The organism is Leptospira langatensis (assembly GCF_004770615.1).
Lineage (GTDB): Bacteria > Spirochaetota > Leptospiria > Leptospirales > Leptospiraceae > Leptospira_B > Leptospira_B langatensis.
The window spans coordinates 23,190-35,903 of sequence record NZ_RQER01000008.1; the positions used below are offsets into that span (position 1 = coordinate 23,190).

The 12,714-nt window shown below is 44.2% G+C and carries 11 protein-coding genes; 9 read left to right on the top strand and 2 right to left on the bottom strand.

The window, feature by feature from the left end:
* Together EHO57_RS13830 and EHO57_RS13835 are read right to left on the bottom strand one after the other, a co-directional pair.
* Entirely contained in the window at nucleotides 1–597 is a 597-nt protein-coding gene (locus EHO57_RS13830) for a hypothetical protein (RefSeq protein ID WP_167882916.1), read from the bottom strand.
* Nucleotides 594–1,790 carry a baseplate J/gp47 family protein gene (locus tag EHO57_RS13835; RefSeq protein WP_135698346.1) on the bottom strand — a complete coding sequence of 399 codons (1,197 nt, stop codon included), beginning with the start codon at nucleotides 1,788–1,790 and terminating at the stop codon, nucleotides 594–596. The genes EHO57_RS13830 and EHO57_RS13835 overlap by 4 nt, the downstream gene beginning before the upstream one ends.
* Nucleotides 1,791–1,856: 66 nt before the next feature.
* Between EHO57_RS13835 and EHO57_RS13840 the strand changes: the two genes are divergently transcribed.
* The 9 genes from EHO57_RS13840 (at nucleotide 1,857) to EHO57_RS13885 (ending at nucleotide 12,663) form a co-directional block, all read left to right on the top strand.
* Nucleotides 1,857–3,800 (top strand): hypothetical protein, encoded by a 1,944-nt coding sequence (locus EHO57_RS13840; protein ID WP_135698347.1) that lies wholly within the window; start codon nucleotides 1,857–1,859, stop codon nucleotides 3,798–3,800.
* A gap of 125 nt (nucleotides 3,801–3,925) precedes the next feature.
* Nucleotides 3,926–4,525: a baseplate assembly protein gene (locus EHO57_RS13845; RefSeq protein WP_246050698.1), complete on the top strand. Its 600-nt coding sequence runs from the start codon at nucleotides 3,926–3,928 to the stop codon at nucleotides 4,523–4,525.
* A 1-nt stretch (nucleotide 4,526) separates the two neighbouring features.
* Nucleotides 4,527–6,095: a hypothetical protein gene (locus tag EHO57_RS13850; protein WP_135698349.1), complete on the top strand. Its 1,569-nt coding sequence runs from the start codon at nucleotides 4,527–4,529 to the stop codon at nucleotides 6,093–6,095.
* 36 nt (nucleotides 6,096–6,131) lie between these two features.
* A complete protein-coding gene (locus EHO57_RS13860; RefSeq protein WP_167882917.1) occupies nucleotides 6,132–8,231 on the top strand; it encodes a hypothetical protein in 2,100 nt (699 codons plus the stop codon).
* A 59-nt stretch (nucleotides 8,232–8,290) separates the two neighbouring features.
* On the top strand, nucleotides 8,291–8,680 hold the full coding sequence (locus tag EHO57_RS13865; RefSeq protein WP_135698352.1) for a hypothetical protein: 390 nt from the start codon (nucleotides 8,291–8,293) through the stop codon (nucleotides 8,678–8,680).
* A gap of 40 nt (nucleotides 8,681–8,720) precedes the next feature.
* Complete coding sequence (locus EHO57_RS13870) at nucleotides 8,721–9,644, top strand: hypothetical protein (RefSeq protein WP_135698353.1); 924 nt, start codon at nucleotides 8,721–8,723, stop codon at nucleotides 9,642–9,644.
* 1 nt (nucleotide 9,645) lies between these two features.
* Nucleotides 9,646–10,413 (top strand): hypothetical protein, encoded by a 768-nt coding sequence (locus tag EHO57_RS13875; protein ID WP_135698354.1) that lies wholly within the window; start codon nucleotides 9,646–9,648, stop codon nucleotides 10,411–10,413.
* 2 nt (nucleotides 10,414–10,415) lie between these two features.
* Nucleotides 10,416–11,861, top strand: coding sequence for a capsid protein (locus EHO57_RS13880; RefSeq protein ID WP_135698355.1), 1,446 nt, complete (start codon nucleotides 10,416–10,418; stop codon nucleotides 11,859–11,861).
* 64 nt (nucleotides 11,862–11,925) lie between these two features.
* Nucleotides 11,926–12,663: a hypothetical protein gene (locus EHO57_RS13885; RefSeq protein WP_135698356.1), complete on the top strand. Its 738-nt coding sequence runs from the start codon at nucleotides 11,926–11,928 to the stop codon at nucleotides 12,661–12,663.
* The last annotated feature ends 51 nt before the right edge of the window (nucleotides 12,664–12,714 follow it).

Consider the following 12,714-nt stretch of genomic DNA (forward strand, 5'->3'; position numbering starts at 1 on the left):
TTAGAATTCTCCTGCATAAACGGCAGTTCCCGCCGCAACGATCCTATTTAATTTTATTAACTGAGTTTCCGTGAGTTTAGATGGATCCGAATAAAGAATGTAGGTCAAACCTCTATCGGGTGTCGCGATTGAGGAAACTCCACTTGATCCTGGACCGGGAGGCTCAATGCCAGCCCCTGCAGCCGATACTCCCACCGCAAAGCCAAACTCATTTGTTTTGAGGACGAAAAAATCTGGTTTAGGAAATATTTCAGCGATCTTAGGATAGGAACATTGCCCTGACAGGATGTACCCTACTATATAACCGACAAAATCTTCATCCGATAGGGCCCCCGGTTTTTCCACGCGGAGCAATTTCGCCCAATCCTTAAGAAAATATCCGAAAGCTTCGGTGAGCACAGCGGCAGTTGCGGCCCCATCTTGATAGCGAAGATGCCATTCTATTCCATTATAGAGAGAACCCTTATTGATATCGTTTATGTTGGTAACAGGAGAAAATTCGGGTCTACTTGCGTCTCCGAACATCTCCTTGAATACAGGGTCTGTGTGGTTGAATGAAGGAAGGAACTCTAAAAATCTATTATCGTGGGTTATCATGTAGGAATGACCCGAAGTACTTCCCCGACAAGTTGTCCTCCAGATGTCCCACCGGTTCTAGGAAGGAAGGTACTTTGTACTTCAATATCTCCCGGAAGCGGTAGTGGAGAAGGAATTGGATCGGAGGCCAATCGGCCGTAAAGTGAATTGAATTGGATATGATAAAAATCGGGATGGGCTTTCAGCAATGTGGCATTAACTTGTTCTATAGTAACATCAAATCCTACAGGAAGGGTATTGATATACAGAGTAAGCGCATTTATGGCAATGACTAAGGCTTCAGCCTCAGTTAATTGAGAATCATTCATTAACCCCAATACGAAATCGCAATTGATTCCGATGACCGGTACCGCTGCAGTGTAAACGAATGTTCCGGCAGCGGAATAGCCGGGAAAATTCGAAGGATCATCCATATCACCTTCAATCGTTTTACGTACTAAACTTAGTAGAGACGGTGGTGGGTTGGAAGTTCCGTCCGAAACATAAAGATTTATCCAACCAATTTCAAACGCATTAGAAACGGGGTTGACGTTTAGGGTCATTTGAACGCCGGCCACACCCGGAATAGAGGTAGCCGCAGTGTAAATTCCAAGCTTAGTCGAACGGCCTAGTGAAAGAATAAAATCTTGGAAGCGCTTTAGCCTATTCTCCTCCGTTTCTAGCTCTGTTCCCCCGGAAAAATCAGCAGGATTCCAAAACCGAGTTCCGCCTGGAACTTGAATGTCTAAGGATCCGAGGCCATCGTCCGTATCAATAGAAAGCCTCGTAATATTGTAATCTACTCCATTGGTTTCAGCTCTTACCTCAATTTCCACGTATGTCTGGCCAACTACCAAAGTTACAGGGGCCACAGATTGGAACTTTAAACCGAAGAGATCTAAATTGAAAATTGGAAAGAGGATATCTGTTGTATGTCCAGAATGTTCGATGCGAACGATTCCGACTGTCTTCAATCCTGGGAGCCTCGGAAAACCAAACGCATTATAGACACCTTCCCTAATTGAGTATCTAAAACCGTTTAGAGTTCGAACGTCTCCTTCCGATAAGAGGGTAGCGATCGCGTCAATTATTTGGGAGACTCGCGAATTCGCGTTGAAATTTGTAATTCTAGAACCGCGCGCAATCAAATAGTTTTGAAAGGCAGTTTGATATTCTAAGAAGGTTTTCGGGATATATGGTGCGGGCGAACCCATGGAAAAACGGTAAGGTAGATTCGACTATCGGGGAACCGATACGCCATAAATTGCTATTCTTTCGGGATGACCGCTCTTTCTGGTGCCTCTAGTTTCGCCCAAGGGGCGCTTAGTTCGGCTGGCGATGCGTTTAATTCAGTTACCAGCGGAGCTTTCTCTGGCGGCCTATCTCCGACATACCAACCCAAAAACGTTTTCTCATTCGCATTCTATATTAAGCAGGAGGATGGTAGCTACGACCTAAGTGACCCGACAGGCGTAGAATATTTCTTTGTCAACGGCCCAACTCAGTATTCGGAGAACTTTAAATATCGAACCAGCGTGGATAAGACTTTCGGCGGAACAGTCGTCGTTGATTACGGACCAGATAATCACGAAATTCGCATGGAAGGGGAGTTCCATATTTACTTTAGGGGCCTTCCAGGGACCCCTCGCGGCGGAATTCCGGGAGACTCCGGAAATGGTTTCTTTCAGTCAGCTTTAAGTGCCGGAAAAGCTTTGGTTTCCAATGCAGTAGGAAGCTATTATGATTCCATACGAACTAAATACTTAGCTCTTGCCGGTGGCGATTTTAGAAGCGGTCTACAAGAATTCCAAGATTTCATGTATATGCTACATTATTCCCGTAGCTTAGATCCCGTTCAATACACGTCGGGCGACCCTCAAGGAAGAAAGGTAGTCAATTTCTTTTCAGGCCTACGCTTAAACTGGAAAGAAATTGCCATGGTCTTTCGAGACTATGATCGGAATCGAACAGTGGAAGTAATTGTCCCTCAGAATGGTTTCACGATCTCCAGAGCAGTTCAGGATACTAACACCTATAAATATTCATTAAACTTGACAACGGTCCGTGAGCTCGACGCTAAGATCTTAAGTCCGCTTGTAAGATCGAATTTTAATCCGTCCCGGACCATATCAGGTTTAATGAATGAACTAGAAAATCTTGTTAACCTCCCTTTAAAGCTTTCCGGTACCTTGTTAGGAGTAGCAAAATTCGCCCAAACATTTGCAAATTCGGCCGATCGCTTAAAGACTTCGTGGGGCCGAATGAAGGATCAGTTCAACCTTGAGGGGAGGTTGGCAAGGAAGACGTTCGATTCCGCACGGTCCACTTTGGGCATCGGAGGCAAGACTCGAGGTTTCTCAGCAGAGGAAATTTCCAATGCAATCGATGCCGCATATAGCCAATCGAGAGCCCGGGAGGCAGATTTCCGACAAGCATTAGAAAAGGCAGAGTCTGATCTATCAGCATTCCTTTCCGCGGTCGGGTTTTTCTCCATTCCCATTTCCGGATCCTCTTCCTATGCCGCAGAATCAGTCAAACCTGGTGCAGATTTCACCGCTTGGATTGATAACGAAGCGTACGACTTCGCTATCAATGCTCGAGATATTCTTAACGAAACGAGGGCCGCCATAAATTATGCTGCAATCGACGATGGCTTTAGGATTCGGAAGGTTGGCGCTGGAGAGACATACAATAGTATTGCAAAAGCGGAATTAGGAAATGCTAAATTGGGCGAGGCGTTAGCAAGGTACAATAATGACTCCGATACCACACAGCTTGCAAAGGCAGCAATCAAGATTCCTTATGGAAAAGTCACGAATATCTTCACTACCTTACCGGAGCAATTCACACCCAGGGATTTAGAAGTCGCGCTTATTGGAGCGGATTTGAAGTTAACAGAAAATCGCGGAATAGCGGTGGCTCCAAATGGCGATTGGGCTCTTGTTGAAGGTGATGAAACCTTAATCAATAACATCTTAGATCCTATTGATTTCGAGCAAGGTTCCTTACCAGCGAACCCTTCAATAGGAAATCCCATTCCAATAGGTTCGCTTCCGGATGACCTAGTTAAGAATAGTTATCTAGCGCAAATATTAGGACAAATTCGGTCGGATCCTAGAGTAAGCAACGCTCAATATCTCGGAGCAATTCAGGAAGGAGATAAATACTTATTCTTATTTACCGTTACGTCCATTTCCGGTGGCAGCTTCTACTTAAGCTTATGAGTTCGAATATTTGGTCAAATGACGTTTTTGAGTTTCAGGGAAGAAAACGCTCACCTGACGACCGACATGCTCCCTGTATTCTTGCGTATGTAACTAAAGTTTCGTCAAAGTTCCGAGCGGACATTATGACCGAATCAGGAGAGCCGTTCGCTAAAGTCAGGTATTTCGGACCAAATCTGAATGCCAAGACAAACACTGCTCACGGGCGATTAGAGCCGTTAAAAAAAGGGCAAATAGTTTTAGTTGAGTTCTTATTTGGCTCGTTCCGCAAGCCAATTATCTCCCGGGCCTTTCCATTCGCGGCCAAGGATTCGGATCTTTCTAATATTCAAAACTTTTGGGATAAATACTCTTTTATTAATCCTGAGACCGATATCATTGATTTCCATGAGTCCGGATATTTCGTTCGGCAAACGGCAAATAAGATTATGATTTGCGACTCAGATCAAAATGTAGTTCATGAAATTGATTTCATTACTCGAAAAGCGAAATGGAATATAGATATCGAAGTAGAGGGTAACTTTAAAGTTATCGGAAATACGACCTTCGAGGGAGACTTAACGCAGACAGGGGATCAATCGATTACCGGTAAGATACATGCCTCTAAAGAAATTTCTTCCGATGAAGATGTTAAGGCGGGGGAAATATCCTTAACCCAGCACGGTCATTTGGAACACCCAGGACCATCTCCAGAAACTCGTACTGCAGGGGGAGCAGTTCCGTAGTATGGCAGATATTAAAACAAAAACAACCCGCGGTGATATTCCACTTCCGCCTCTTTTATATGGCATTGAGATAGTGCGTCCAGGTAATCTTGCGAATCTTTTTTTTCCGGTTCAGCACGTTAAGTCAATACGCTCTCATAGATCAATTTCGGCCGGGGCAGGTGGCATCACTTTAACCATTCCGTATCAAGACTGGTATATAGTTCAGGACCAGGAAAAAGAAAAATCACAAGTCCCGTTAAAGCTTTCTGAAATTAAAAACGGAGTTTCTCTACGTTTCGGACAAATTTTCCCAATATACAGCTTCATCCGTCTCTATTATGAAAACGGATCCAGTTCCGAGGGGAGATCTGGATTCAATAAGCTTAATACAGGAATGGTAAAAACACGGGCATCAGAATTCGTGGCCGATGGAAAATCTTTTCTTCAATTAACAATCGTCCCACCTGAAACAAAACTAATGGAAACGGAATTCTTTCTCGATTACCAACGTGAGAGTGGAAAGCCGCCGTCGAGATCGCAAGACGATTTTGCAGGTGTTATTAATTCTGCAGCAGATATACTTCTTCAAGGGCAGCTAAAAGATTTAATCACAAATTTTTGGAATAAATTCTTCTGTGAACTCTTAGAGGTCCCGGCTTACGGCTACCATCCTTTTTTAGCAAAAACGACCGACGTAGGGGCGGATTCTATTTTAAGCCTAGTGCCTCCTGAGAATGCCTATACGGAGTCGTTCGCCTATGAAAGCCAAGTGCTCTCTAGCTTTACGATCGGAGAGTTTATATCCTTCTGGGATATTTTTCGTTCGTATTTGTCGGCACCATTGTATGAGCTATTCGTGGACCCTTTGCAAACCACGACCATCGGGGACAAAGCAAATCCAGGTGTAATCTATGGACCGTTGGGAGCTTCTTCCCAAGAAATCAAAACCTATTCCGTTGGCCAAGGGGAAGCCAAAGTGGTATTCAGACCAACTCCATTTTATATGTTTAACTCTGATGGTAAGTACAGAGACCTCTCAGAAAATGGAATCGATTACGGCTATGTGTTTGCTTTAGATGATTTGAAACAATGTAGGTTTGAGGATTCTCCGGATGCTGTTGTTTCTGCCGTTCACCTATCGCTTAATGTTTATTCTTCCTTTGGAACTGTGTTGAGTGAACCAAAGTATAATAACAAACTTCGGGCAGTTATTGGACCTAAATTTCTCTCAGTTAGATTGAGCGGATTAAACTTCAAAGAAGAGAACCTTACCGAGAAGAACAAGGCAGGGTATAAGGATGAACTTTCTAAAATTAGGGATATCCTATTCTCAATATTCTGCGATAATACGGAGCTCAAATGTGGCTCCGGATCCTTTTCGCTACCGTTTATTCCAATAAGGGTTGGGATGCCCTTTCAAATAATAAAGGATGATGCAAGAACCTATCCATTCCAAACAGATGACATATCCGAATTCGGTTACATTACCGATGTAATCGATGAATTTTCTCCGGGGGATGCAAAGGCAAATACAACGGTCCATTATAAGTGGGCTCCTACAAAAATGGACGCGTTCTCGAATTTATGATCCTCCGATCAAAGACGAAAACAAGATAAATATGCAATGTCTGTCATTTTCCAAGCTGTCTTAGAAACCATTGAAATCTTAAAAGGAAAGCCTCTGCCGATTGGTCACCCAACACATCGCTCAGATGGGTCCATCTGGCAAAAAGTGAAACCCTCTGGACAAAAAGGGGCTTGGAAAATGATCCAGCCGCCAACTAAGAAAAATGGTTCGGAAAATAACGTTGAAACCGGCGACACCTCTAATTCAACAAAACCGCCGGTTTTTTCACCCGAGGAAATCAAAAGCGAGGAAGCCTTAATTGGCGCAATCAGGCAAAATTTAATAAAGCAAGGGCAGGAAGCTCGGGCTAAAGAATTTAATCAGGAAATTTCTCGGACTGACCGCAAGCTCCTTTCAGTCTTGAATGTTGCGTACAGATTTGTTCAAATGGATTCCTCTACAGTAAATAGGATCCGGAAGGGAATCATTGCGAGCGCGGTGAAAGCAACAAAAATTGCTAAGCCAAACACTCCGCTCCTTCCTTTTGGTGAAACCGAGATTACAGCAACTGTAAAAGATTCCAAGCAGGACCAGCAAGAACGCAAAGAAAAACTTGAGAGTCTCATAAACGCAGCTCATCCGCCAGGTACTCGCGTTAGAGTATCTGATTCGGTCAACATCACAGCTATTCGGTCTGGCTTTATACGCAACGATGAATTAGTATATATCCTAACGGATGGGAGAGAAGTTCCTGCTGAAAAAATTACAGTAATGGCTGACGATGATCCTCTTTCCGTCTCTAAGAAAATGGAATCATCGAATCCAGGTAATAGGGGTTCTATTCGGCAGGAAATGTTTGGAACATTGCATACGGAAGAGGAAGCGACCTCCGCTATCGAAACGGAAGAAGTTGATTTCAAGCCAGAAATGAAAGCCGCAACTGTATTCCAATATGGGATATCCGTGGATACTACGATTCCAGATTATTCAAAGGCACCAATTGATAAGATAATTTTTTTCAAAGAGAAGAATATTCTCAAAAGGCCTCGTCCAGCTTATATCCCAGAAATCGATATAGGAGATTTTGACCGGGCTCTTAAGTTCCGTTTCCCAGCGGTTCAGGTGGAAGCTGACTCCTATCTAGTGCAACTTAACTCCGGGAGGTCTACCTCTGAACCTGCGAAATGGGCATATATGAGTCTTGACGGGTTAGCAGCCACAGAAAACTATTATCAGAGTTATTGTAAAGCAAACCTTCGCGAAAAATACGAACAGCACGGCATTAAAAAACGGGTCATTCTCTCTGTTCCTCGGGACAACAAAATGACTACACTGCAATTCAATCTTATCGGTTCAAAGCTGTTCGGTTCTCCTCCAAGTAGAAATACTTCCCCTGAATATAAAAAGGTCTGGGAAGAATATCACAAACTAAATAAAGCCCTGGGTTACAAGAGGAACGATATTTCATCTCGAACTTCGGATCGCATTGAAATGAATACTTATGATAAGGGCAAAGAAACGTCATACGGGGATTCAGGGACCAAGGCAGATCTCCTGGAAAGCATGGGGGTTTTAGTAAAACGTCAAAACGGTAAGCCAATTTCCGATTTAGAGATTCAACAAATCAAGGAGCATTTAGGGGGTGTTTACCTTGCCTTTGGCGATAGAAGAGAAATGGCAAAGAATTTCGGCCTAAAAATATCTCACTCGGGAAATGTTTTAATGCACGCCCGACGAGCTTTGGGCATATTTACCCCTTCTTTCAAATCTATCGGTGTTTCTTTTCAGGAGGAAGGGCATCCCGGACTAACTTTGGCCCACGAATTTGGTCACTTTATGGATCATTACCTGGGCAAAAAAAAGGGAGGGTTTTTTGCATCCGATAGAGATGGAAGCTTGGAAAGCGAGATTGCAAACGTTTTTCGCGATGGAATGGAAGATGGAATCGACTCAGCCTATTGGACTCGCACTTGCGAATGCTTCGCCAGAGCTTGCGAAATGTACTACTCGGAAAAAATTGATGGCGAAGGAGTATGGACCCGCCCCCAAAACCCTAGGTGGTCTTATTTTAAGGAGAAGGTAAAGCCGCTCATGGAAAAATTTTTCGAAGAAAATTCAGAATTACTGAAAACCATTTTGGCTGATGCGTTTAAATAACCCGATTTTCCGTAGTTGCGATTATGATCGAATGCGGAACCATTTGCCTGTAAGATGAAATGCCAACTTTTCTCGGTCCTTTCACCCTTGACGATTACCCAGAGGATAATCTTTTGAAAAAAGTTAACCTGGCCGAAGCAGAGATTGATTTTTCTTCTCCTGCTGGCTCGTTCAATCTGGGCGACATTTTGCAGACAAACTCAACCGTTGTCCAGGTTTTAGTTCGGGTCACCCAGGCCTTCGATGGTCTCCCTTCTATTTCCGTAGGAGATACTGTCAGTCAAGATAGCTGGCTCAATGAAGATGGTATCGATCTCTCAGAAGTAGGAGTTTTTCTGTCCATGGTTTTGGAAAAACTCCTAACGGTGACCCAAGGAAGAGTTTACTGGGACCCTGGTGGTTCCACCGTTGGATCGCTCAAAGTTTTCCTTTTAGTAACAGATCCTTAAATTTTTCCTCCGATATTCTTCTTTAACGTAAAAGGAGGATATGGCAGAAACCGAATTCCTCCATCCACTTCAAATATTAAAGGCTTCCCCTGTCGAGAGAACCGGAGCCATAGAAATACTCGTTCGCGCGTCTTCCGAAAAAGAGGACAGACAGGGGGAAACAATTCTTAAATCGGCTTATGCTGATCCCCTCATGCGCCAGGACCTTTGCAAATCCGGTTACATGGATTACAATCACCTCACTGATCTCATTGAAAAATACATACAAAAGAATAAGGCCACAATTAATCCCATTGAGCTAACAAGCCTGCAACATGCGAAGACCAAAGCGATCATAGGGGGAATCAGTGAATGTGGTTTTAAAGACGACTTCTCCTCTTCCTTGGGCCTCAAGGATGATGGCTTCTATCTGAAGAGCCAGCTTTTTCCGGATAATGAATTCGTTAAGGAAATTCGGAAAGGTCTTGCTGCCGGATGGCATGGGTGGGGTGCATCAGTTTCTGGCTTTGCTCGGCCGCAAGATGTACAGGGGAAAACGATTAAGAAGATTCGAATTCGGAAATGTGCGTTAGCTCCGCTGGATGAGGTGGTGAACCAAGATACCGAGGTTCAATTGATTAAAGGCACAATTATGTTGCGCGATTTCCAAAAATCTCTCTTGGCAGTGTCAACGGATTCAAAGGTCGACCCGACCATTCCCGATGTTTCATACGAAATTCGCGAACAGCTTTATGATGTTCAGCGCAAGATCGAATCCTTTGGGAAGCTAATGATGCTTATCCCTGAATTTTCCGATCAAATTATTCAATCGATCTTTTCCGATATTTTAGCGCGGGTTAAAAATGGGAAACTTGAAAATAGATCAGCGGATGTTCGCGATTATCTCAAATGGAGCTACGGCTTTTCCGGGGACCAATTGGACCAACTCACTGATGCAATATTCTTAAATTTGAACGGAGAATAGAATGTTCGACTTCACGGATTCAATCAACCGCCTAAAGAACAAAATTAAGGAAAGAGCTGTTTCAAAATCGGATTTGGGGACTGGCGCTCAAAATCCTGATATTACCGCTCTCGCCTCTGAAGTGACGACTTTGTTAGATGATAACACCGTTAAACCAGAAGTTCCAGCCGTTAAAGACTGGGCTGTATCCAAAGGTCTTTCAGAAGAGCAGGCGGGCACGTTTGCGACAGAGGTCGTAAATTCCTATTTCGACTCTGAAGGAAAGCCCGTGCAAAAAAGCAATGCTGGTAGCCCAGAAAACGGAGAACCAGGCACGGGAACGGACGAAGAAAGACAGAAGCGCGAAGAAGATGAGAAAGTAGAAAAGTCTCGGATGCTTTTGCTTCTCAATCAAATCCCTGAAAGTCTCCAGGTCTTGAAGTCCAGCGTAGAAGTCCTTGCAGCTTCCACGGAATACGTAATCGATCAGTTAGACAAAACCGGCCACTTAGCGGAAGAAGTCGCCAAGTTAAAATCCGAGCTTTCGAAAATCGCAAATATCCCAGCGGGCAAAAGGGATCCGGTTACCCAGGCGCTCCCTGGTAAGACTGTTACGAAGACAGAGGGAATCGTTGCTCCTGGAGAAAGGAACAAATACGGCGATCTCATTCTGAAAGGAATCGAAATGGGTAAATGTCAAGTTGAGGACATGAACTATTTTGAAACTACTTACAAACTGGCGCCTCGCGTCCAAGCATTCATTGAAAATAACAAAGAGGTTCTTAAATAATTATGAACGGTCCTTACTCTCTTGAAACGCTCCTTGAAATCAAAAAAGCTTTCGAGGCAAACACGGCTGACGGTGGAGCGGAACCGTTTGTTCAAGTTGGTTCGTCCGGCGCTGCACTCTCAATGCAGTCCTTGGATAGAACGTATGTGGCAACGGTTTCTTCCGACGACGATTTCCGTTTTCTAAAACAAGTGCCACGTAGAACGATTAGTCAAGTAATCGCTGAATACAACAAGCTAAGTTCTCATGGAGGCGGTTGGTATCGCAGCTCTTACATTGGCCAGTCCGATGAACCATCGGCTAGTGATTCCGTGCTTGACCGCTTGTACAATGAAGTGAACTACATTGCAGAGCGATTTGAGTTCAATAAGGTAGTTGATTCTACCCAGAACGCACAGGATCCAGAAGTGGTTCAGTCAAACTCTGCCCTCAGAAGAGGAATGGAGAATATGAGCCGAAACTTCTGGTTTGGCGATCGCTCTATCAATAAATTTAAGCAGGATGGTTTCTTAGCAACGGTTTCCAAAATGAGCTCCGATTTTGTCCAGGATGCTCGAGGACAGTTGCCGGAAGCAGGCGAATTCAAGCATTACTCTGCCGAAATTAGGTCCAAGTTTTTCGGAAAAGTGAACCAAGCATGGATGCACCCTGGCACAAAAGCGCTCTATGACCAGATCTATTCCAACGGATCTTCTGGTAACGTAGCCGTAATTCAAAACCAAAGCCAGGATCCGAGCGATGTAAAATACGGAAATATCGTTTCCGGTATTCCGGACTCCAACGCGAGCAAAAATTTCATTAAGTTCGAAGATGATATTTGGTTGGACCGACATAACTGGGATGTTCCTTTAGTCCGCGATCCAAATGGAAATTGGGTTGAAGGTCCAACAAGTGACAACGCTCCGGGCACTCCGACGGTAGCATTGGCTGCAATTCCGTCCGTTCCAGGATCCAAATTCACCTCAAGTTGGGAAGGTAGCTATAAATACCGTGTTTGTGCGGGCAATCTTCGCGATTGGTCACAAGCTTCCACGGAAGCTGCTGTAACTGTAGCTGTCGGCGGGGGTGTTTCCTTGACTATAACGGCCGCATCGGGGATTCCGGCGACTGAATTTGCGATCTTCCGCGAAACTAAAGCTAATTCCGGGATAATCAAATACATGAGAGAAATCCCAAAGACAGGTGCGAATACGATCTTTCAAGATTTGAATGAGGACCTTCCGGGAACTTCGATCATTGTCATGGGGGATTTTAACGCCCAGTCCACCTCCGACGAAAAGAGGACCTTAGTTCTTTCCGAACTCTTGGGATTCACTAAAACCCTCTTCCCTTATGGAGCCGGTGGCAAATTACGTATGCGCCAAGGTATGGTAGAACATTACGGTGTGCTGCAAATTCTGGCCGGAGAAAAATTCCGAGTTTGGAAAAACGTTCCAGCGATGCTGTAAGTTTCCCATTGGAAAATACTAAACGAAAAAGGCTCGGAATATTCCGGGCCTTTTCTTTTTCAGAATGAACTACGAAGGCTTATACGAGAAGGGAAAGTTTCCAAGGACCAAACGGGTCCTTTCATACATAGCCAATGCCGCCAAAGAAGCATGGTCATCAAATGTCCTAGCGGCTAAGCCCGCTTGGTGGGGGAGAATGGCGATGTCCAGTCGTTCCGGTGGTGGAGGCGGAATTAAAATTATCCCTATTCCGGGAGGTTTCAGGATTTATCATCCAAATACCGGGAAATACCCTTACATGAAAGTTTTAGAAAAAGGGCGAGCACGTTATGATATCAAGGCGGCCCTTTTAGCTGGCCCAAGAGCTAGAATGGGTGAACATGGCCGATATACAATTATCCCACTTTCCAAAAATGACAATGGCTCGGAAGTTTCTCCTTCGAATAATCAGATTAACTCTGTGATGACAAAAGTGCGTTCCTATAAAGAACCGAATGCAGATGGCAAGATCGTATCAAGGAATCAATATTCTTACCGCACGGATCCAGGAATGACCGGAAAAGGAAATGTCTTTGCTACTGAACAGGTTTACAAGAACGGACACGTACAAAGATCTTTTATGAAGTTTGTTACTATTTCCGAAAGAACTCGAGGTTGGTATTACCCCGCAATTCCTGCGCAAAAGATTCTGGTAGGAGTTAAGAAAGATGTCGAAAAGGCCTTAAGAAGCGACTCCGTGAAGAAAGCGGTTGCTGGGGATATGAAAGACCTTATTCGAGAGTTGATTCGACAGAAAAAATAACCGATTCGGAACTTATTAGTAATGTTTAAGGATGCAAAGGGATAATTACTG

Coding starts and splice junctions, on each gene's coding strand:
- EHO57_RS13835 (WP_135698346.1), bottom strand. CDS start 1,790: ATGGGTTCGCCCGCACCATATATCCCGAAAACCTTCTTAGAATATCAA.
- EHO57_RS13870 (WP_135698353.1), top strand. CDS start 8,721: ATGGCAGAAACCGAATTCCTCCATCCACTTCAAATATTAAAGGCTTCC.
- EHO57_RS13880 (WP_135698355.1), top strand. CDS start 10,416: ATGAACGGTCCTTACTCTCTTGAAACGCTCCTTGAAATCAAAAAAGCT.
- EHO57_RS13845 (WP_246050698.1), top strand. CDS start 3,926: ATGACCGAATCAGGAGAGCCGTTCGCTAAAGTCAGGTATTTCGGACCA.
- EHO57_RS13830 (WP_167882916.1), bottom strand. CDS start 597: ATGATAACCCACGATAATAGATTTTTAGAGTTCCTTCCTTCATTCAAC.
- EHO57_RS13840 (WP_135698347.1), top strand. CDS start 1,857: ATGACCGCTCTTTCTGGTGCCTCTAGTTTCGCCCAAGGGGCGCTTAGT.
- EHO57_RS13850 (WP_135698349.1), top strand. CDS start 4,527: ATGGCAGATATTAAAACAAAAACAACCCGCGGTGATATTCCACTTCCG.
- EHO57_RS13865 (WP_135698352.1), top strand. CDS start 8,291: ATGCCAACTTTTCTCGGTCCTTTCACCCTTGACGATTACCCAGAGGAT.
- EHO57_RS13860 (WP_167882917.1), top strand. CDS start 6,132: ATGTCTGTCATTTTCCAAGCTGTCTTAGAAACCATTGAAATCTTAAAA.
- EHO57_RS13885 (WP_135698356.1), top strand. CDS start 11,926: ATGAACTACGAAGGCTTATACGAGAAGGGAAAGTTTCCAAGGACCAAA.
- EHO57_RS13875 (WP_135698354.1), top strand. CDS start 9,646: ATGTTCGACTTCACGGATTCAATCAACCGCCTAAAGAACAAAATTAAG.